Origin of the sequence: Rossellomorea arthrocnemi (assembly GCF_904424705.1) — a bacterium.
GTDB lineage: Bacteria > Bacillota > Bacilli > Bacillales > Bacillaceae_B > Rossellomorea > Rossellomorea arthrocnemi.
On the sequence record NZ_CAJGBF010000008.1, the window covers coordinates 123642 to 143509 of the forward strand.

At 40.8% G+C, this 19868-nt stretch carries 21 protein-coding genes and 1 riboswitch; of the genes, 4 read left to right on the forward strand and 17 right to left on the reverse strand.

Annotated features, from left to right (window positions below; genetic code table 11):
• Positions 1–35: 35 nt before the first annotated feature.
• The 15 genes from BAA9072_RS12825 to BAA9072_RS12895 form a co-directional block, all read right to left on the reverse strand.
• The gene (locus BAA9072_RS12825) at positions 36–1298 is read right to left on the reverse strand and encodes a glutamate-5-semialdehyde dehydrogenase (RefSeq protein ID WP_201715078.1); all 1263 of its coding nucleotides are present in this window, start codon (positions 1296–1298) and stop codon (positions 36–38) included.
• Positions 1299–1365: 67 nt separating this feature from the next.
• A complete protein-coding gene (proB, locus tag BAA9072_RS12830; protein ID WP_201715079.1) occupies positions 1366–2475 on the reverse strand; it encodes a glutamate 5-kinase in 1110 nt (369 codons plus the stop codon).
• Between the two features lie 120 nt (positions 2476–2595).
• Positions 2596–3441, reverse strand: a complete 846-nt coding sequence (proC, locus tag BAA9072_RS12835) for a pyrroline-5-carboxylate reductase (RefSeq protein ID WP_201715080.1) — start codon at positions 3439–3441, stop codon at positions 2596–2598.
• Between the two features lie 456 nt (positions 3442–3897).
• Positions 3898–4851 carry an LCP family protein gene (locus BAA9072_RS12840; RefSeq protein ID WP_201715081.1) on the reverse strand — a complete coding sequence of 318 codons (954 nt, stop codon included), beginning with the start codon at positions 4849–4851 and terminating at the stop codon, positions 3898–3900.
• 175 nt (positions 4852–5026) lie between these two features.
• Complete coding sequence (locus tag BAA9072_RS12845; protein WP_201715082.1) at positions 5027–5485, reverse strand: hypothetical protein; 459 nt, start codon at positions 5483–5485, stop codon at positions 5027–5029.
• Between the two features lie 89 nt (positions 5486–5574).
• Entirely contained in the window at positions 5575–5742 is a 168-nt protein-coding gene (locus tag BAA9072_RS12850; protein WP_201715083.1) for a hypothetical protein, read from the reverse strand.
• The gene (locus BAA9072_RS12855; protein ID WP_201715084.1) at positions 5739–6224 is read right to left on the reverse strand and encodes an ECF transporter S component; all 486 of its coding nucleotides are present in this window, start codon (positions 6222–6224) and stop codon (positions 5739–5741) included. The genes BAA9072_RS12850 and BAA9072_RS12855 overlap by 4 nt, the downstream gene beginning before the upstream one ends.
• Positions 6214–6804 carry a cob(I)yrinic acid a,c-diamide adenosyltransferase gene (locus BAA9072_RS12860; RefSeq protein ID WP_201715085.1) on the reverse strand — a complete coding sequence of 197 codons (591 nt, stop codon included), beginning with the start codon at positions 6802–6804 and terminating at the stop codon, positions 6214–6216. Before BAA9072_RS12860 ends, BAA9072_RS12855 begins: the two co-directional genes overlap by 11 nt.
• Positions 6805–6819: 15 nt before the next feature.
• Entirely contained in the window at positions 6820–7248 is a 429-nt protein-coding gene (locus tag BAA9072_RS12865; RefSeq protein WP_201715086.1) for a bifunctional adenosylcobinamide kinase/adenosylcobinamide-phosphate guanylyltransferase, read from the reverse strand.
• On the reverse strand, positions 7200–7829 hold the full coding sequence (locus BAA9072_RS12870; protein ID WP_201715087.1) for a histidine phosphatase family protein: 630 nt from the start codon (positions 7827–7829) through the stop codon (positions 7200–7202). Before BAA9072_RS12870 ends, BAA9072_RS12865 begins: the two co-directional genes overlap by 49 nt.
• Positions 7787–8575, reverse strand: coding sequence for an adenosylcobinamide-GDP ribazoletransferase (locus tag BAA9072_RS12875; RefSeq protein ID WP_201715088.1), 789 nt, complete (start codon positions 8573–8575; stop codon positions 7787–7789). Before BAA9072_RS12875 ends, BAA9072_RS12870 begins: the two co-directional genes overlap by 43 nt.
• Complete coding sequence (locus BAA9072_RS12880; RefSeq protein ID WP_201715089.1) at positions 8572–9126, reverse strand: bifunctional adenosylcobinamide kinase/adenosylcobinamide-phosphate guanylyltransferase; 555 nt, start codon at positions 9124–9126, stop codon at positions 8572–8574. Before BAA9072_RS12880 ends, BAA9072_RS12875 begins: the two co-directional genes overlap by 4 nt.
• 1 nt (position 9127) lies before the next feature.
• A complete protein-coding gene (locus BAA9072_RS12885) occupies positions 9128–10597 on the reverse strand; it encodes an adenosylcobinamide amidohydrolase (protein ID WP_201715090.1) in 1470 nt (489 codons plus the stop codon).
• A complete protein-coding gene (locus BAA9072_RS12890; protein ID WP_201715091.1) occupies positions 10594–11652 on the reverse strand; it encodes a FecCD family ABC transporter permease in 1059 nt (352 codons plus the stop codon). The genes BAA9072_RS12885 and BAA9072_RS12890 overlap by 4 nt, the downstream gene beginning before the upstream one ends.
• Complete coding sequence (locus BAA9072_RS12895) at positions 11615–12580, reverse strand: ABC transporter substrate-binding protein (RefSeq protein ID WP_201715092.1); 966 nt, start codon at positions 12578–12580, stop codon at positions 11615–11617. The genes BAA9072_RS12890 and BAA9072_RS12895 overlap by 38 nt, the downstream gene beginning before the upstream one ends.
• Before the next feature lie 135 nt (positions 12581–12715).
• Positions 12716–12914: riboswitch (cobalamin riboswitch) on the reverse strand.
• Positions 12915–13174: 260 nt separating this feature from the next.
• Here BAA9072_RS12895 and msrA point away from each other — a divergent pair.
• A complete protein-coding gene (msrA, locus tag BAA9072_RS12900) occupies positions 13175–13708 on the forward strand; it encodes a peptide-methionine (S)-S-oxide reductase MsrA (protein WP_201715093.1) in 534 nt (177 codons plus the stop codon).
• Positions 13709–13889: 181 nt separating this feature from the next.
• Here the strand turns inward: msrA and BAA9072_RS12905 are convergent, their stop codons facing one another.
• The gene (locus BAA9072_RS12905; protein WP_201715094.1) at positions 13890–15395 is read right to left on the reverse strand and encodes a phytoene desaturase family protein; all 1506 of its coding nucleotides are present in this window, start codon (positions 15393–15395) and stop codon (positions 13890–13892) included.
• 217 nt (positions 15396–15612) lie between these two features.
• Between BAA9072_RS12905 and BAA9072_RS12910 the strand changes: the two genes are divergently transcribed.
• Together BAA9072_RS12910 and BAA9072_RS12915 are read left to right on the forward strand one after the other, a co-directional pair.
• A complete protein-coding gene (locus BAA9072_RS12910; RefSeq protein WP_201715095.1) occupies positions 15613–16731 on the forward strand; it encodes a glycosyltransferase in 1119 nt (372 codons plus the stop codon).
• Positions 16728–17249: a glycosyl-4,4'-diaponeurosporenoate acyltransferase CrtO family protein gene (locus BAA9072_RS12915; RefSeq protein ID WP_201715096.1), complete on the forward strand. Its 522-nt coding sequence runs from the start codon at positions 16728–16730 to the stop codon at positions 17247–17249. Before BAA9072_RS12910 ends, BAA9072_RS12915 begins: the two co-directional genes overlap by 4 nt.
• A 100-nt stretch (positions 17250–17349) precedes the next feature.
• Here BAA9072_RS12915 and BAA9072_RS12920 read toward each other — a convergent pair whose 3' ends face one another.
• Complete coding sequence (locus BAA9072_RS12920; RefSeq protein WP_201715097.1) at positions 17350–18405, reverse strand: C45 family autoproteolytic acyltransferase/hydolase; 1056 nt, start codon at positions 18403–18405, stop codon at positions 17350–17352.
• Between the two features lie 228 nt (positions 18406–18633).
• Between BAA9072_RS12920 and BAA9072_RS12925 the strand changes: the two genes are divergently transcribed.
• A complete protein-coding gene (locus tag BAA9072_RS12925) occupies positions 18634–19863 on the forward strand; it encodes an MFS transporter (protein ID WP_201715098.1) in 1230 nt (409 codons plus the stop codon).
• The last annotated feature ends 5 nt before the right edge of the window (positions 19864–19868 follow it).

Consider the following 19868-nt stretch of genomic DNA (forward strand, 5'->3'; position numbering starts at 1 on the left):
GCATGAGGATTCTCCTCATGCGATTTTTTTTATTATTATCGGATTTGTCCGGTTCCATGCATCATATATTTTACTGTCGTTAACGCTGGAAGCCCCATTGGTCCTCTTGCATGGAGTTTCTGGGTCGAAATACCAATTTCAGCACCGAATCCTAGCGCACCACCATCTGTAAAGCGTGTTGAAGCATTATGATAGAGAGCCGCTGCATCTACGAGCAACATGAATTTTCTTGCTGTTTCATTGTTTTCCGTCACAATGGCTTCTGAATGTTTGGTTCCATATTGTTCAATATGGTCCACGGCTTCATCTATAGAAGACACAACTTTAACGGCGATATCAAGACTTAAATATTCGTTCGCCCAATCTTCTTCCCCTGCAAGCTTGGCATCTGCAATTGCCTCTACCACTGTTTCATCTCCGTGAATGGAAACATTATGTTCTTTAAGCTTTTTGACAAAGGCATTTTGATTCTCATTAAACCACTTCTCATGAAGAATAACCGTTTCAGCCGCATTACATACTGCAGGTCGATCCGTTTTGGCATTAATGATGATGTTCAATGCCTTCTCAAGATCAGCTTCCTCATCAATATAAATATGACAGTTCCCAACACCTGTCTCAAGAACAGGAACTGTTGCATTATTGACAACGGCGTTAATCAATGCTCCACCACCCCGGGGAATCAACACATCAATATGTTCTTTCATTGTAAATAATTCATTGGTTGCCCCTCGGTCTGTTGTATTGATGAATTGCACGGCATCTTTAGGAATATCCGTCTGCTCCAGGGCTTCATGCATGACATCCACGATTGCTTTGTTCGACGTGATCGCATTCGAACCACCCTTCAGAATGATAGCATTACCTGATTTCAATGCTAGTCCTGTCGCGTCCACTGTCACATTTGGGCGTGCCTCATAGATCATTCCGATGACACCAAGGGGGACAGTCACCTTTTGAACTTGTAGTTGATTTTCCAATGTCCAATCTGAAACCACTTTCCCAGTCGGATCCTCCAGATCCGCTACTTGACGAAGACCATTTGCAAAGTCTTCAATCCGTTCTTTTGAAAGTGATAAGCGATCCATAAATGCCGCTTCAAATCCTTTTTCCTTACCTCTTTCAAGATCTTTTTCGTTTTGTTTTAGAATGGACTCGTATTTCGCTTCTAAATGATCGGCAAGAATATGAAGTGCTTTATTTTTTCGTTCTGTTGACAGCATACTAAGCGTTTTAGAAGCTCTTTTAGCCAGTATCGCTTGTTTTTTTACATCGGTTTTTTCTATAGTTAAAGTCATCAAATACCTCCTGATTAAATTGAAAAGCTTATGAATTTTATATTCTAAAGGAAGAAAAACCCTGAACTTACACTCCTACAGGAATCGGTACTTCTACATGACATACGAGTTGATCTATTTCCACTGCGATTTTATCGGGTTTGATGTCAGCAGGATTTTTCAGTTGACCTGAACGATAATTGACCATTCCGAGCCCAATTTCTTCATTGCGGTTGTCCAGGATACGCACAACTGCACCTTTATCAAATCGGCCTTTCACGGCGTAAATATCATCGATGGTTAAGCTTTCCTTCTGTTCTAAGATGCGATCTTTCGCACCTGCATCGATGGTAATGACTCCTTCTGGTCCTGAGTTGAACGCAATCCATTGCTTTTTAGAATCCAGATTGACGGAATCTTCCGTCGATTCAAAATAGGTTCCTTTAGCTGTACGCTGGACTGCATCATAAATGATATTTGCATGCCCTGATTTACCTAGGAATGCAGGGATCCCCGATGCCATTGTAATCTTAAACGCATCAATTTTGGATCTCATTCCCCCAGTACCGACTGAACTTCCCGGTTCTCCTGCCATGCTTTCAATATCCTCTGTAATTTCAGTCACACTTTCAAGTAGCTCTGCATCTGGATTTTTCCGCGGATCTGAATCATACAGCCCATCAATGTCTGATAGAATGATGAGTTGATCGGCATCCACCAGTGCTGCGACCTTCGCAGATAGTGTGTCATTATCTCCAAATTTTAAGCGATCGATCGTTACGGTATCATTTTCATTTACAATGGGAATGATTCCTCTTTCAAGTAAGACATTAATCGTATTACGGGCATTGTTGTATCGGTCCTCATCAGAAAAATCACTACGAGTGATCAAAATTTGAGAAGCCACGTATCCGTTTGAAATCAACAGATCAGAATATGCTTCTATTAATAGCCCTTGACCAATAGCTGCTGCAGCCTGTTTCTCAGGTAAAGAACTTGGGCGTGTCAAGCAACCTAATTTACGGTATCCCGCAGCTACAGCTCCTGACGAAACAAGCAATACTTCATGACCGTCATCCTTTAAGCGGACAACCTCATCTACAAGGCGCTCAAGCTTCCTGCGACTCATTTCTCCATGTAAGCTTGTCAATGAACTACTTCCAATCTTAATGACGATACGTTTCTTATCTTGGGACATTCAATCACTCCTAGAATAAGGTCCGTCCCTTGCCCCTCTAACTAAATGCAGGGACGAACCAGTATTTCTTGTTTGGTTGGTAACATAATTTATATGAGGTGTTAGATTTTCGTAGTATGATTAGTTCGTAACTAATTGTTTGGACTGTAAGGAAGAGCTGATTTCTTTCGAACGCTTTTCTGCTCCCTTAACAGCTTCTGAGATGGCCTTACCTCCGCCGAATTGTGCTAATGCATCAAGACCTGCAGCCGTAGTACCATTTGGGGATGTAACATTTTCTCTGAGTTTTTTTGGAGATTCTTCCCGTTCCAACATCATTTTGGCTGCGCCGAAAATGGTTTGAGCACCAATCTTTCGTGCCAGCGAAGGATCCAATCCTGCTTCGGCACCGGTTTTTTCAATATGCTCCATTAAATAATAGAAGTAAGCTGGACCGCTTCCTGCAATTCCAGTGAAAATGTCCATCTGACTTTCTTCAATAACAAAAACTTCTCCGATGCTTGATAATAACTCTTCTGCATTCAACATGTCTTCTCTTGAAGTGAATCTACCGGCACTGATTGCAGTTGCAGATTCCTTCAGCATGCTTGATGTATTTGGCATGACACGGATGACAGGCTGGCCTGCAGGCAACTGTTCTTCCATATGAGAAGTCGTAATTCCTGCGAGTACCGACATGATCACTGTATCATTTCTTACCAAATGATTAATGGAATCCAATGCTTTATCTATATCCTTTGGCTTCATTGCAAGAATGAGAATATCTATTTCTTCAAAGGAAAGTTCATCTTTAATGATAGCAGTAATATCATATTTAGCTTTCATTTCCTGAAGTCTTCCGTGATTGCTTCGATTAGAAACAATAATTTGTTTAGCTGGAATCTTTCCACTTTGTACAGTTCCTGAAATCATTGCTTCAGCCATATTTCCTGCACCTAGAAAAGCAATCGTTTTATTTTTTAACAATCATATCCACTCCCGTTCCTATTTTATATCAGATGTTTCAAAGCACATTTTTTCGTTTTCAATTGAACATTTAATGTAATGTTTAAGTTTGTTTTTTATTGTTTTGGTTAGTTGATGTCGCCAAAACCCTTGATTGGCGTGTGTTTTGTTCACAACGTTTATTATCGTAACATGCTGATGAATGATATCAAGAGTAATAAAGGAAGTAGTAAGGAATTAGCCGAATTAGCTAGTGGAAGCGCTGTCATTACCATTTATGTTATTCAGATTCCACCTGAGGGCTCTAAATTGGCTGAGAGAGCGTAAAATCAGAATTTTTACTTTTGGCTTTCAAATGGAAATGACTCGATTTTTGTTGAGAAAACCTTTAAGACCTATCTGAGCTCGCTTCGACCAAATTTTCCTTTAAAGCAAAAAATCCCGTTATGCCCTAAATGGCTTAACGGGATTTTTTCTTTATTCAGTTGATGCTTCGTGTGAGTTTTTCCCACTCAGGAATTCTTTTAAAGCTTGGATATTTTCTTCGAAGTCAATTTCAAGAACCGATCCAACTCCGCTGTAACTTCCATTCGTAAATGAACCATCTACCGGCAGGGTAAGCTTGTCCATGTCACTACTGTTGCTAAGCAGTATATCTTTCGCGATTGAGATTTGATCCAGTTTACTCATATTCGTCTGAATATAAGGCTGAATGGATCCTGCCATCTTAGGAAGCTTTGTTACACCTCCGATGGATAGTGCTTCATCTTTAAGAGCTGCAATCACTTTTTGCTGTCTTTCTACCCTTCCGAAGTCACCATAATTATCATGACGGAATCTGGCATAGCCAAGTAATTCCTTACCGTTCAGATTTTGGACACCTGGTTGGAGAGAAACACCGATATTTTCTGACATGGCTTTTTCAACATCCATTTCAATTCCTTTTGGTGCCAGGATGTCGACTGACTGTTCAAAACCTTTAAAATCGACAATCATAAAGTACTGAATATCCAAATCAAAGTTCTGTTTAATCGTCTTGCGCAGCAATTCAGGACCACCTAAATAAAATGCCGTATTCAGTTTATAATTTTTATAACCAGGGATTTCTGCATAAATATCTCTCATAAACGAAACGAGCTTGGTTTCATTCGTTTTTGGATCAATCTGTGCGAGCATCATGGTATCGGTCCTTGATTTCTCTTCTCCCCTGCTATCGACTCCTAATAACAAGATGTTAACTTTCCCGTTTTCATCTTTTACACCGTTAAATTTATAATCTTTCTGTATCTGGTCTTCACCAGCCATTTTATAACCGCTATAAAATTGAAAAGCAGCGTAACCGAGCAAACTAAAAATGAGGAGTAATAATACCAAAATCACTTTTCTTCCACGTTTTTTCTTTTTGGTCTTTCGATCTAATCGTGACTCCATTTCTTCACCTACTTTTATGACATTCATGAATAACCGATGATAGTATGAAATAGTACTCCATTCAATTGAAATTCACAATCACAGAATACTGGGTAAACTAACACTTTTCTCCATACCAGCTCATCTGAAAATATATTTTACCACAAATATCCTTAAAAGTATTTAGTTGTTCCTCTCAAATAAAATGAATAGATTGATAGAATCCCTCTGTAAGTTTCTTTATAGCGGTTTCTTCTTCCGCTTTATATGTAATGATGAATGAAGTTGCCGGTCCGCTGGATTTATCTAGATCATGATATGAGTCAACATCCCCCGTTTCCAATAGCTTTCCCGTAAGTAGTGATAATTCATGCCGAACGCCTTTAGACCCTACTGGCAAAATATCGATGATGGAAGGGTGATGGATACATTTATTAAATAAAGACAAAGGTGCGACGGATAATCCATGTTCTAGTACTTCATCTCCTGATAAGGGGGTTCCGATAAGAGCATATAAGTGGTTTTCCCGGGATACCTTTTTTCGTTTTTTCTTTCTTCTTCCGATACAGGTTATGCCGATTGCAGACTGCTTGAGAGTGATATTGGATTCAGAGCTTCCCGTTAGAGGAATATCGTCTATATCCAGCTCACTCAAACCAGTTCGAACACCTTGGCAATACTTTTCCCACACTGTATCATCCGTGAAATTAAATAATTGAACAGCCAGAAGGTTGGCACCGACAGCTAAAATTCCATCACTGCAACTCGAAAGCTGTAATAACCTACGATCTCAGGGTCAACCTGGACCATGTCAGCGGATTTCCTTCCAATCCCACCGCTGCAGTCGGACGCAAAGATCAGTTCATCTTCTTCAGTGATGGAAATTGATAAAACATCTCGATGCTGGATCAACTTAATTCCCCCTTTGGAAATCTGGAATCAAAAGCTGGATACAAAAAGTGAGCAATTGTTAAATTAATGAAACTCCCTATTAATAAGGAAGGAACAATTGCTATGTAAAATGAAGAACTCAGGATAAAAATGAAAGGTACAGCTGCCATAATACCGTTTCCAATCAAAAAAAGTATAGCTGCCAATACGTGCTTCCCTTTTGAAAACACATACCCGAATAGCCACACAAAGAGAGCCATTTCAACAGCAATGAAAACATGTAGTGGCCCAAGGGGGAAACCTGCATAAAGGCTTGAAAGTAAATGTCCACCCCCAGCAACCAACGCTCCCTTCCTTCCATTGTATAAAGAAGCGATTAATAACGCAGGCATACTGTCCAGGGCGATTGTTCCGATGATCGCCGGAATCTTCACCATCCCTCCGATAGCAGAAAAAGCCAGGAATAATGATAGTAACACGAGAGTCTTCAGATTACTTTTCATTGTTCTTCTGAACTGTATCGGCGGAGAATACATTTGCACTTCGAAGATATTCCACGTCTCTGACGTTACTGCGATGATTGATCACCCGTGCCAAAGCAAAGAAGTAGTCTGATAAGCGATTGATATATTGTAATGTGACAAATGGAAAATCCTCATCGGTCTTTGATAGAGATACGACGCATCTTTCTGCCCTTCTTGCAACTGTCCGTGCAATATGAATACTCGCAGAGGCTTTCATTCCACCCGGCAAGATAAATTTTTCAAGGGGAGGTGCTTCTTTAGTCAAACGATCAATCTTCTCTTCCAAGGCATGAACGGATTCAGACTGTAGCTTGCACCTTCTTTTTTTCGAGACGTTGGATAGGTCCCCTCCACAATCAAACAGTTCATGCTGGATGTTTTCAAGCTCTTTCACTAAATCGGCAAAACGCTCATGATCCATTTCTGCAATGGCCTGACCAACGAAGCAATTCACCTCATCTAATGTACCGTATGCTTCAACACGTTTATCGTCCTTGTCGACCCTGCCACCAATTACACTTGTCTGACCTTTGTCTCCGGTTCTTGTATATAGCTGCATAAAAACCTCTCTCCTTTACCCTTTTAATGATGTTGCCAAGCCGTACCAGACCAGCCATACTCTTTCCGATAGTTCGGAAAGGTCCTGATAAATCCACCCCGTCATATCTCTCCATTCCCTGGAAGATTGATCTATGGGAACGATTCCTTTTCCTATTTCCGATCCGATCCAGATTACTTTTCGTTCAGGATCTTCTTCTTCCCACTTCCTTAATGATTGTATCCTATTTTTAAACGCCGTCCTAACATCATCATTTTTATGTAAAAGGGCTGAACGAACCGCATATTCAAGTCCCTCCAATACAACAATCGGTAATGATGGTTGGAGTTCTCCCAAACCTTCATTGAATAAAGAAACCCACTCTGTATGACTATTCTTTAAGCGAAAATGATTTCTTACCCATCTTGACTTTCCATTAAAGGAACCGCCTGTAATAAAGTACATTCCTGATCCCTCCAATTCTCTTCCGTTTTCCAAACCAATTCGAATCCTGCTCCATGGTTTACCTCCCAATCCCAAAAGGTTCTTTGCTCATTTCCTGGAGATAATGAAGTCAATAGGTGACGAATGACTCCCCCATGGGTAATAACAGCATAACGATTACCTTTCACCTCATCGATATGTGCTTTGATTTGTTTCCAGGCAACGTCCACCCGCTTTCTAAATTGAATCATTCCTTCCCCTCCTGGAGGAGAAGAGAATGGGTCGCTTAGCCACTCCTGATACATTCGATCATCCTTTAGGATCTCGTAGGTCAATCCTTCCCACTCACCAAAGTGCAGCTCTCTCAACAATGGCGACGAGAAGAGTGGGGTATGTGGAAATATAAATTTGGCTGTTTCCAAACAACGGTTAAGGTCACTGGAATAACACCTTTCATAGTTTTTGAACAGTTTTTTTTGAGCATTGAGCACTTCAATACCACTTGAAGATAAACCCGAGTTCGTCCAGCCTATATATTTCCCCTTCTCGTTTTCAACGGTTAGACCATGCCGAATAAAAGCAAAAACCATATAGTCATCCATAATACCCACTCCACCCCCTCTACGCTGGCACCGACAGTATCACCTGTCATTCCCCCAAACCATTTGATGGACTTCGAATAAACGAATAAGAAAAATACTATGGTCATTAACATGAAAGTGACATAAAGATCTAACCCATTCAGGAAGATGGAGGCAGCTCCACCCAACAAAAAATAAACGCCAAGCCATACTAGTTCTTTCATTGTTAAGTGCTTACTGAAGCTATATCCCATGCCCGACCTTTGCGCAGATGGGATAAGAATGAGGCTTGCTCCCATGACGATCCGGCTGAAAATAGGAATCCATACCAGTACCATGGAAATCATTGCAGAATCAGTATTGAGGACGGTTTCATAAATGAATAAAAAACGGGAAGATAGCAAGACCGCAAGAGAAAGTACGGCAAATGCACCGACCCGGGGATCCTTCATGATATTTAGCCGTCTATTTTTATCCCGATAGGAGAAATAGGCGTCACTTGAATCCATATAACCGTCCAAGTGAAGTCCCCCCGTTAAAAGGATGGGACTCACCCAAATATAAAACGATAATGCCAAAGTGCTCATTTGAGTATATGCATTTAGTAATTCATATCCAGTTGAAAGAAGTACACCTATACAAAGACCCACAATTGGAAATGTACGGACCATCCACTTCATTTCATCTTTTCCCACTGAGAATTCTTTACGTACCGGAACAATGGTAAAAAACTGGACATTAAGTAGAAAACTTCTTAATATTATCATGTCAAATGGACTTTCTTCTTCAGAACGGGAATTCCCACTGTCATGTCCACTGCTGTACAGGACTTCTCCACCATTTTTCTATGTAATCTCCCCAACGTCCTCTGAAATTGGAGTATATCACCTGTCTCCGATGGTATATCATGGAGCAATTCATTACTTACAACAATTAACACTTTGGCTTTATCCATTAACTGATAAATAGCTCGAAATACCCTTTCTTCTACCCCACTGCCATATATCTTTTCTGCAGTGAATATTTCATTGGTAAGTAGAGTGGTTAGACAATCCAACAGTACTATGGAGTTTGATGGTATAGAATCAATGATGCCCTCAATATCCAAAGGGCGTTCTATCGTTGTCCAGTTTTCAGAAGAAGTTTGTCGATCCACTCGATGTTTCAAAATTCTTTCTTTCATTTCATGATCGGTATTCACTCCGCACGCCAGATAAATCAAGACATCATTAGATGTTCTTAGTTCCGCTGCAAGTCTTTCAGCATAAGAGCTTTTGCCGCATCTAACTCCTCCGGTTATGAACAATAGTTTACCCATGTCAACTCTCTTCCTCTTTTTTTTCCAGATAACGCTGGATGGCTTTTTTAGTCACTTCATAGACCCCTCGGCCAATCAATTTCCCGATAGGAGTGATCGGTCCTGCAAAGGGATCAAGTTCCCCTTTTTGACTGGAGGCAATCAGAATGCTGTCTGTAGGTGTTCCCGTTGCCAGATTCCCGTTTCGGCCATCCCTTATATCCATGTCATGAAGCGCTCTCACCTTCGCTTCCGTGGAAGTTACAAGGGCTTCAATATATGCTTCATCAGATAAATTCCCGTTTAAGAATACCCATGTATTTATCGTTCCCGGCTTTAAATCAATATCGTATTGATAACTCGTTGATACGTCCATGGCATTTCCAACTCCTGCAGTCACCACGACGAAAACGGATTTCCCTTCCGTTTCAAAACGTTCACATGTCATATTCGTCAATGGAAGAGCGGTCATCATGCCAACCGATAATGTGGGGTCCAGTTCTTTTTTTACCAGAAAATCCGTCATATCTTTTTGATAGTTCCGACAGTCGTAATCAAATGGTACTCTTCGATTGATAAAATGCGAGTACCATCCGATTCCTGCCCCTATAATACCTGAAGACATACATTTTAGCGGGAAAGGGGCTGCGAAATGAATGCATTCGTTGTTTAATGTCATATATCTTTCATCTAAAGTATGATTCTCTACACGGTTTTCTTCAGGTACAATCACCATTTGTGGCTTGGCTACCAATGGATGAGCCTGCTTTTGAACCTTCGTCCGATACACTTCCTCAATATGTTCTTCTTTCAAGACTTCTTCAGGATGATGGAGAAGTTTTTTTTTGCCTTTATCTAACAGCAGTAAGCGGTCACAGTATAGGCTCGCTAAATTTAAATCGTGATAAATCGCTACGACCGTTAACTTTTCATTAACTGTTTGATTTTTAATTAAATCCAATAGTGACTTCTGATACGATAAATCAAGATGATTGGTAGGCTCGTCCAGCAGTAGAATTTTGGGTTCCTGGGCAAGTGCCTGTGCCAGGAACACACGTTGACGTTCACCACCTGACAATTCATGTAGGTAGCGGTTCTGAAATGATGAGATTCCTGTCTGCTCCATCACGTTATCAACGATTTCAGTATCCCGGTCCGTCGAACCCTTTAAGAAACCTTTCTGATGAGCATATCTCCCAAGCATCACCGTCTCTTTCACTTTATAAGTGAAAGTTTCAGTCGAGATTTGAGGTAAAACCGCGACATGGGTAGCTAATTCCCTCGAAGAAAACTGATGAAGCGGCTTTCCCTTCAATTTGATAAACCCGTCCATTAATGGAAGAAGTCCTGTCATCGCTTTAAGCAACGTTGTCTTCCCACTTCCATTCGGTCCAAGTATTCCAAAGAATTCTCCTCTTTCAATATGAAAACTTATGTCTTCTACGATTTTTTGATTGTCGTACCCAACTGAAATCCCATTTACCTCGATCATGATGAAAGACCCCTTTTCTTTAGAAGAATATAAGCAAACATCGGAGCACCTATCAAGGCGGTTATCACACCGATGGGAAGTTCAGTCGGGGCAATGATCGTTCTTGAGAGCAAGTCGGCAAGAATGAGGAAACCACCTCCAACAATGACCGATAGGGGAAGCAAATGCTTATGATCATGCCCGATCAGTCTTCGAAGAAAATGCGGGATGACTAGTCCAACGAACCCAATCGTACCCGACACGGCTACTGCTGCCCCTGTCAGGATGCTCCCTGCAATTAAAATGATAAGCTTCCTTTTTTGAACTGAGATACCAATATGTTGGGCTTGTTCTTCGCCGAAACTCATTCCATTTAATTCCTTACTGTTCAATACGAGCAGTACTACCCCTATAAGGAAGAAAGGAAGGATAATAGCAATATAATCCCACCCTCTCATGGATACGCTTCCAAGAAGCCAACCGATGATCTGCCTTAGTTCTTCTCCTGTGAGAGCAATCATCAAAGAAATCAGCGAGCCCAGAAAAGAGCTGAAGATGATTCCGGTAAGAATAATGGTTTCAACCTTCATTGTCCTTTCAACCTTTTGGGCGAACCATAATACGAGAAATACGGTAATAATCGAACAAATTATACTTAAAAAGGGAAGTGTAAACTTCCCAATGAACGGAATGCTCCAATGAAAAAACAATGTAATGACTGCCCCGACCGATGCACCTGAAGACACACCCAATGTATAGGGATCGGCCAATGGATTGCGTAATAACCCTTGAAAAGAAGCCCCTGCAATGGCTAAGGAGCTTCCAACCAGCAGTGCTAATAATACTCTCGGTAATCTGATGGTATACACGATGTTTGTAAACATTGGATCGATTCTTTCAGGTAAATGAAATCCGAACCATTTAGAACCGAAGATATAAATGATATCCATTGGCGGGATCGAAATCGTGCCAATGGATATACCTGCAAGAAGGGCTATGACTAAAAATAGTCCAGACAATCCGTACGTAACCCCTATTTTATTCTGCAAATACCTCTGGATAGATCGACTTTGCAATTTCCTCTACTCCTTCAACCAATCTTGGACCAGTACGAGTGACTAAATCTGAATGGACGTCGTGAACATCTCCATTTTTCACAGCATTCACATCTTTCCATCCCTCTCTACCCATAATCTGCTCTTTCGGATTCTCGCTGTAATAACCATATGTGGTAATGATCGCGTCAGGGTTTGAAGAAATGACCTCTTCCTGGCTCACTTGTACCCAACCTTCCTGATCCTTCATGACATTTTCAGCATTGACCATAGTCAGCATTTGATCGATGAACGTGTTCTTTCCTGGTGAATAAATATCAGGTGAAGGTGAAACTTCCACATAGACCCGTTTCTTTTCTGATACTTCCTTTGCCTTTTCCTGAATGGAGTTCAAATCTGCTTTCATTTCAGAAACAACGGATTCTGCCTGTTCCTTTTTACCGACAAGGGTTCCGATGTCAGTAATCGTGTTGTATACTTCATCAAAGCTTTTAGCGTCATGGACGATAAATACGTTAATCCCTGCATCTTTCAGCTGATTCAAACCTTCTTCTGCTGATTTGGCTGTAGATTCATGGGCAAGAACTAAATCCGGATCTAAACTGACGATTTTCTCAACGTTAAACTCCATACCACCGATCTTTTCTTTATCCTCTGCTTCTTTCGGATAGTTATCAAAATCGGAGACCCCGACGATTTCCTTGTTTAATCCAAGCTCGAAAAGAATTTCAGTATTGCTTGGAATTAATGAAACGATTTGCTTAGGTTGTTCTTCCAAGGTAACTTTAGTGTCCAATGCGTCTTCAAGTGTCAAAGGATATCCTGTTTGATCTTGAGTATTCTCTACCTTTTCTTTTTTGTCCGCTTGATTCCCATCAATTGTTCCACATGCTGTCAGGAGCACGATGGCTAATAATAATGCAAGTAATGACTTAAATGTGTGTTTCATTTCCTTATTCCCCCTGTTAAGTTTACATTTTGACAGAAAAAAACATCTCCAGTGGATTAGAGATGTTGTGTAAGATGCATAAATAGGATTTTATACCAAGGATTATGCATATTACACCTTTCTATCCGCGTAGATTTGGTGCAAAAAAATCAGGCAGGTCTCCTGGCTCATGGTCATTGTTTGCTGACACCTTCCCATGCATGTTCGCATAGTGGCTTGTTTTCAGCTCACTCCCATTTACAGTGGCGGGACCGCGTTGGAATTACACCAACTTCCCTATTAAGAAACTAAGAAGAATCGAATCTTCAGCTTCACCTGATCTAAAAAACATATGTAATTGGACCGTTCAAAAGAATTATACACAAATTCTAGTAGATAAGAAATGAATTTTAATGAATTTGTTGAAAATAGCAGAATGAGATCTATGTTATTGGCTAATTAATAAAAATCATAGTCTATTAACAGGCTTTGTCAACCCGATGAAGAGTCACCAAGCGTATATGATTGTCGCTTTGTTTCTTTCGTGGTAGAATCTGTTCATGCTATTGCTTTACTCCTTTAGAGGAGCAGATTTGGCACAGGAGGTTTGCAAAAATGAATGAAAAGAATGAAATCGCTACCTTTGCAGGTGGTTGTTTTTGGTGCATGGTGAAGCCCTTTGATGAACTCCCGGGAATCATTGATGTCGTATCTGGTTATTCAGGTGGACATCTGGAGAACCCTCGTTATCATGATATTAAAGCAGGAGACAGCGGCCATTATGAAGTTGTTCAAATCACTTTCGATCCCGACCTCTTTCCTTATGAAAGACTATTGGAGCTTTATTGGCCCCAGATCGATCCTACTGATGAAGGCGGACAGTTCCATGACCGCGGTGACCAGTATCGAACAGCTATCTTCTATCATAATGAACACCAAAAACAATTAGCTGAAAAGACAAAATTATTAATTGAGAAGAGCGGGCGATTCAAGAAACCGATCGTAACCAAGATCCTGCCTGCCTCAACTTTTTACCCGGCAGAAGACTACCATCAAAAATTCTATAAAAAAAATCCCGATGAATATAAACAAGATCGTGCACAATCTGGCCGAGATGCATTCATCGATGATCATTGGAAGAACAAATAATAGCATGCAATAAACTCTTTTCTTCCCGCTACCGCTAGAAAAGGGTTTATTGTACAATTTGAAAGAAAAATCATTTCTTTGAACCCTGTCCTTATGAAGAGGATGAGAACGATATTAATTATAAAGCAGATTATCATTAAAACAGGTGAAGGCTGATTCATTCAGCCTTCACCTGTTTTTTTCATCCAATAAACCGACTTGCTTTCACCTGTTCATCAAGGATTAATTCTGCCGTCAATTGTCCTGATAATGTGACCATGGGGACACCGCCTCCAGGGTGAGTCGATCCCCCTACAAAATACATATTTGAAAGCACTCTGCTCTTATTTGGTATTTTAAATCCTCCGTTAAGCTTTCGGTCAGTAACAGTGCCATAGATTGATCCCCCATTGGACCCATATAGACTTTGAAGATTATTTGGAGTGAAAGTATATTCGAATTCGATATGATTCCTTAGGTTGCTAACACCCATTTTCTCCAACTTATCCAGCACTTTCAATCGATAAGAATCCTTATACTTTGTCCAATCTTCGCCCTCTTTTAAAGGAGGGACATGTGTCAGTACAAACAGGTTTTCTTTCCCTTCCGGTGCCTGGGTTGGATCTGTTTTGGACGAAATACCGATATAAACCGTCGGGTCGTCCGCTAATTTGTTTTCATCAAAAATTTGCTTGAATTCTTTTTTTGGATCTTTACTGAAGAAGAAATTATGATGGGCAAGATGTTCATACTTCCGATCGACACCAAGAAGCAGAACCAGTCCTGAAACCGTCGGTGCATATTTGCTTAGTTCATCGACTTCCTTGGAAGACTCATGATAATCTGCCAGAAGGGATTTGTAGCACGGTATCGCCTCTAGGTTCGATACTACAATGTCCGCAATCAGCTCTTCCCCTATTTTCGTGCGCACCCCTTCTGCACGGCTCCCTGATGTGAGAATATCTTCAACCTCACAATTCAAGCGTACTTCCACACCAAGCTCGTCCAATACCTTTGCCATTGCCTCTGCAATCTTGTACATTCCTCCCTTTACGTAATGAACTCCAAGACCTAACTGGACATGTGTAAGCTGAGACATGATTGCAGGTGCATGGTACGGGGAAGATCCTACATACATGATCAAGAAATTAAATAACTGCTGGAGATGCTTATCTTTAAGGAATTTACGGTTTGCGGCATCCATGGATTTCATTGGATCCATCTGTAATAACTCTTTCACAGGATGCATGGTTCGCAGGTCCTGCAAACCATTAATGCTCTTTTTATAAAAACTTTTCATCGTGAGCTCATACATTTTTCCACAGTAACTTAAATAATTAAAGAAGTTATTACAATCCTCAGGGGATGTTTTCTTCAATTCATCCAACATGGTTGGAAGGTCAGAAGATACATCCAGAACCTTCCCGTCTTCGAAGAAAGTCCTAAAGCCGGGTTCCACTCTGACTATATCTATATAATCGTTCAGATCGCGGTTTGCATGGGCAAACACTTTTTCCAATACCCAGGGCATGGTAAGAATGGACGGTCCCGTGTCGAAGGAAAAGCCCTTTCCTTCTCTTATATTTAATTTCCCGCCAAGTCGTTTCCCTTTTTCAACAATCGTAACGTCGTATCCCTCTGAAGCTAAACGGATGGCTGTTGACATTCCGCCCAATCCGCCACCAACGATGACTACTTTTTTTTTCATTCTTCATTTCCTCCTTACGAGAAAGATAGATAGTTTCTACTGGAATCCCCTATTCAGCTTTTCATTGTGCCCATTTGATTCAACTTCAAAACCATCATTTGGTTATTTATCGGATTCGATACCTTCTCATGGGGTTTCTTTTCGACATATAAACGTATCACAGTCTAATAATATGGTTAAAATGGCGATACAACACAATTTTGTATGAGAAGGTGAAATGATGTATCTGTGGTTTGTGGCGATGATTTTGACTATTTTAATGTTTACGAGAATCCCGATTGTGAAGAAAACCATTCATGTACGGAATAGTTACCTGGTCAAAAAATGCTCGATAATCATTCCGGCAAGAAATGAAGAAAACACGATAGGAAAGCTGTTATCCAGTATTCATATGCAATTTATACAGCCATTAGAGGTCATCGTAATAAACGATGGTTCATCAGACCGGACGAAGGAATTGGCCGAGGAAAGAGGAGCAAAGGTGATCGATGCTCCTCCTCTGCCAAACGGATGGAACGGGAAGTCATGGGCCTGTTGGAATGGTGCGCAGGCATCTAAGGGAGAATTCTTACTGTTTGTTGATAGTGATACATGGTTCGAGGAAGCAGGCATACTTAGAATATGTGAAACCTATAAACAGCAGCAATGCCAAGGAATACTGACCATTCATCCATATCATAAGATGGAAACCGCTTTCGAAACTCTCTCTATGATGTTTCATTTAGTCGTTTTTGCTTCGACCAATGTCACTCACCTCTTTTCATGGCTATGCAAACCTTCAGGTGGATTTGGTCAATTCTTTCTCTGTACAAGGTCTGTATATGGTCGGATTGGAGGACACGAAGCCGTCAAAGGGGAATTGGTAGAGCATTTTGCCTTGAGTCAACATGCTAAGAAATGCGGGGAATCGGTAGAAGCGGCAAGTGGCATGGGTGCCATCTCCATGAGAATGTATAGGGATGGATTTGGCGATTTATTCTATGGATGGTCAAAAAGCTTTGCTTCAGGAGCAAAAACGACAAATATATTTCTTTTGGTACTTACCTCTATATGGATCGCTTCCCTCAATTCTCTTGTCCTCCATTTACCGGGCATGATGTGGGCAGATCCCTTCCAATTCTTGATTCAATACAGCCTTATAGGCGGGTGTTTATATATAATAGTAAGAAGGATCGGTAATTTCAGCTTCTTTGAAACGCTCCTATTTCCAATTCACATCCTATTTTTCTTAGTGTGTTTCCTCCATTCCCTATGGAACACTTTTTTCGGAAAAAAGACAATATGGAAGGATCGATATGTATTTATTGAGAAAGGAAAGGATGAGAAGATGAAATGACTCTGATGTTAAATATTTTCGGTTGGATAAGCGTACATTTGAGTATTTCATTTATGACTTCCACACTTTCAGATAACATTTTGCTGAAATCTATCGTATTATTCCAGCCATTAAAATGCGAGTCGGATGGTAATTTGTATACGCTATTGAAGATCAAGGTTTGGAAGAACCTCTTACCGGATGCTGGAGGATGGTTTCGGTCAGGAGTGAAAAAAAATGAAATCGGGTTGTCCTCCTATATTGGCAGACAGACTTTCTTAAGGGAGTTGAACAGGGCTGAAATATCTCACTGGCTTCAAATGCTTCCGGCTCCCCTATTTTTCATCCTGAACAGCGGGACGTTGTCTTGGACAATGTTTTTATACGGCATTTTTTTCAACCTTCCTCTTATTCTTGTCCAACGTTACAATCGAATAAGATTACTGAGTTTGATACAACATTCTATCTCCACTAACAAACAAGAAGCCATGCCACCTTCTAAGCTACCTATTATTGAGAATGATACAAAACTTACATAAATTCATATAAATAGGTAACTTTAAAGATAAGAACCGAGGAAATCCTCCACCACGATATGCCGTTAAATCCCTTGATTTGCTCGGTTCCCTCCACTTGTCCCTAAACCGGCTCCATAAATAAGAACGGCTCCTTCGTATCGAAATTTCCTGAAATCTTACGAATCGGAATATCCTCTCCCCCCATCCAATCCTGAAAGTCCAACTTAACTCCTGAGGCACTTTCACCAAATCCGATTAAACATTTGAGCGTGTCACAATGAAAGACGCACGTATGAATCGTCCCTGCCCATGAATCATACGCTTTCTTAAATATCGGGCTGTCCCCATTATTAAACAGGTTGAATGCCCCCTCCATGGTTAATCCCTTCTCCTGCCCGGATCGTAATATTTCCAGCCTCTTTATTGAGTCATTTAAATAATGACGATTATCCTTTTTCATATGGTTCAGTTGAAAATGGTTGGTACAACTCAAGGTTGAATGATGGTACACCCCTATACCCCTGGGGGAAGCCTCTACCACAGCGGCTTTTCCGTTCCTGTCGTACAAAGAGTAGTTAAAGCTATGACGATGAGGCAGCCTTCGTAAGACGTCAATTGCCTCGTCTGCATCCTTACATGTGTCAAGGAGGATCCGGGCGATCGTCGTGCATACGAATCCTTCACCTGGCTTAATTCGATTGACAAAATGGAACCCTACCGCCAGCCCTTTTTCATTCAATCCGTCTATACGCCCGATCCCCCTTCCTGAAAATCCTATAGAAGCATATCCTCCTGACGGCTGTACAAGTAACAACCTGCCTTCATATGTTTTCGGGTGATAATCATAATTCCTCACATAGATTCCATCTTTGGCCATAGACGAACAACCGGACTGGAACCATTCCTGCTGAAAGCCTGAATATTCATGTATCGTTTCATCCAATGTCCATTGCAAACCGTTGGATAATCCCTTTAATTCATCCCATAAGCCCGGTGCAAATTCGAGAAAAAGGCTTTTCACTTCATCCATACTCACTTTGTAATAACGCAATGACTTCTTACGACGCTTCAAATGATGGGAATAGAGTGGTGATTCCCGAAGTTCCCTTCCTAATTGAAGACCAAGTTCATAATAGGTACCTCTGGACTGCAATACATCCAATACAACTTTTTTCATTAACTTTTGTCCCTTTCCGCATATGAAGAATAAAGTCGAATAAATAACTTCTTCCTGCATTCACTCTTATGCTACACTTAATTTATTAAATAGTAGGAGGAAATATCATGCAAAAAACATTAAAAATACTTTCAATATTTCAAGAAGGAGTGAACGTTCTGGATATTTAACTTGAAACGACGCTCCTTCTTCCAATGCAGTAAAAAATTCAGGAAGTAGGAGACATATATGAGGAAACAGACACTCGCATCCCATAATATTCGGATGCTATTTTGGATTTCTTTTTTTGGTACAATCAGTTTTCTTCAACCAGTATTAACGTTATTCTATTTTGAAAGAGGATTAACCTCTTCTGATATATTAATCGTGCTAATGTTCTGGAGCGGCGCTGTATTAATCGGAGAGGTACCGACAGGAATTTTTGCAGATCGGTTTGGTGCAAAATATTCCTTTTTATTCGGTTCCATGCTTAAGTTTCTAAGTATCGTACTTCTGTTGTTCGCTTATGAACCTTGGATGTTTTTCTTATACAGCTTTATCAATGGGTTTAGTGTGACCTTTTTTTCAGGTGCTGATGAAGCATTAATCTATGATTCTCTCAAGGAGTCCAATGAAGAGAATCGAATGGATCGAGCAATGGGGAAGATACAATCAGCCTCGTTTATCAGTATGCTGATGGCCGTTCTATTCGGTTCGTATTTGGCGAAGGACTTAGCAGACAGTCAATTCAACCTGCTCATCATCCTGGGCTTGGCCTTTCACTTAATAGAACTGCTCTTGATCCTTGGAGTCAGGCAGCCAGCAGTTGATTCTTTCCAGAAAGAGAATCCTTTTTCTCAAATTAAGAGTGGGCTCCGTGTAATATGGCAGGCACCACAATTATTACTCATGTTTCTGAATGTAACATTGGTGTTCATTCCGGCTGGTGCAGTTTACCAGTACTTTGATCAACCACTTTTATTAAATGCAGGCGTGCCTGTCTACTGGATTGGAGTCTTTTATGCGGTATCTGCCATCCTTGGCTATATTGCTTCGAATTCCATTGGGTGGATGACATCACACTTTTCCAGGATGATGCTTATGAACCTATCTGGTTTACTGGCAGTGGGAGGGTTACTGATATCAGGCTTGTTCGGTTCTTCTTTATGGATCGTTTTAGGTGCATTCTTCCTGTTAAGGCTCGTTCGGTCAATTCGATATCCCATCTATTCCCAATTGAGCAATGATTTAATTCCGTCGGGGATACGGGCGACGACAATATCCCTGCTCTCCATAGTGGATTCAGTTTTGGACCTCGTTGTGTTCGGTGTATTATCTACTATCGCTTTGAAAGGATACCCCGCCGTACTCATAGGTTGTTCATTCATCGCATTATTGGGGACCCTTTTACCCATTAAGCCTGTCAAAACGAAAAAGGCAAAGCAAAAGGTCGAACATTCCAGTCCCTCTAAAATGTAGTTAAA

What these genes read in the sequence shown, in the direction of transcription:
- BAA9072_RS12825 (WP_201715078.1), bottom strand. Translation starts at nt 1,298, where the DNA reads ATGACTTTAACTATAGAAAAAACCGATGTAAAAAAACAAGCGATACTG.
- proB (WP_201715079.1), bottom strand. Translation starts at nt 2,475, where the DNA reads ATGTCCCAAGATAAGAAACGTATCGTCATTAAGATTGGAAGTAGTTCA.
- BAA9072_RS12840 (WP_201715081.1), bottom strand. Translation starts at nt 4,851, where the DNA reads ATGGAGTCACGATTAGATCGAAAGACCAAAAAGAAAAAACGTGGAAGA.
- BAA9072_RS12855 (WP_201715084.1), bottom strand. Translation starts at nt 6,224, where the DNA reads ATGAAAAGTAATCTGAAGACTCTCGTGTTACTATCATTATTCCTGGCT.
- BAA9072_RS12860 (WP_201715085.1), bottom strand. Translation starts at nt 6,804, where the DNA reads ATGCAGCTATATACAAGAACCGGAGACAAAGGTCAGACAAGTGTAATT.
- BAA9072_RS12865 (WP_201715086.1), bottom strand. Translation starts at nt 7,248, where the DNA reads ATGTACTTTATTACAGGCGGTTCCTTTAATGGAAAGTCAAGATGGGTA.
- BAA9072_RS12870 (WP_201715087.1), bottom strand. Translation starts at nt 7,829, where the DNA reads ATGGATGACTATATGGTTTTTGCTTTTATTCGGCATGGTCTAACCGTT.
- BAA9072_RS12875 (WP_201715088.1), bottom strand. Translation starts at nt 8,575, where the DNA reads ATGATAATATTAAGAAGTTTTCTACTTAATGTCCAGTTTTTTACCATT.
- BAA9072_RS12880 (WP_201715089.1), bottom strand. Translation starts at nt 9,126, where the DNA reads ATGGGTAAACTATTGTTCATAACCGGAGGAGTTAGATGCGGCAAAAGC.
- BAA9072_RS12885 (WP_201715090.1), bottom strand. Translation starts at nt 10,597, where the DNA reads ATGATCGAGGTAAATGGGATTTCAGTTGGGTACGACAATCAAAAAATC.
- BAA9072_RS12895 (WP_201715092.1), bottom strand. Translation starts at nt 12,580, where the DNA reads ATGAAACACACATTTAAGTCATTACTTGCATTATTATTAGCCATCGTG.
- msrA (WP_201715093.1), top strand. Translation starts at nt 13,175, where the DNA reads ATGAATGAAAAGAATGAAATCGCTACCTTTGCAGGTGGTTGTTTTTGG.
- BAA9072_RS12905 (WP_201715094.1), bottom strand. Translation starts at nt 15,395, where the DNA reads ATGAAAAAAAAAGTAGTCATCGTTGGTGGCGGATTGGGCGGAATGTCA.
- BAA9072_RS12910 (WP_201715095.1), top strand. Translation starts at nt 15,613, where the DNA reads ATGATGTATCTGTGGTTTGTGGCGATGATTTTGACTATTTTAATGTTT.
- BAA9072_RS12915 (WP_201715096.1), top strand. Translation starts at nt 16,728, where the DNA reads ATGACTCTGATGTTAAATATTTTCGGTTGGATAAGCGTACATTTGAGT.
- BAA9072_RS12920 (WP_201715097.1), bottom strand. Translation starts at nt 18,405, where the DNA reads ATGAAAAAAGTTGTATTGGATGTATTGCAGTCCAGAGGTACCTATTAT.
- BAA9072_RS12925 (WP_201715098.1), top strand. Translation starts at nt 18,634, where the DNA reads ATGAGGAAACAGACACTCGCATCCCATAATATTCGGATGCTATTTTGG.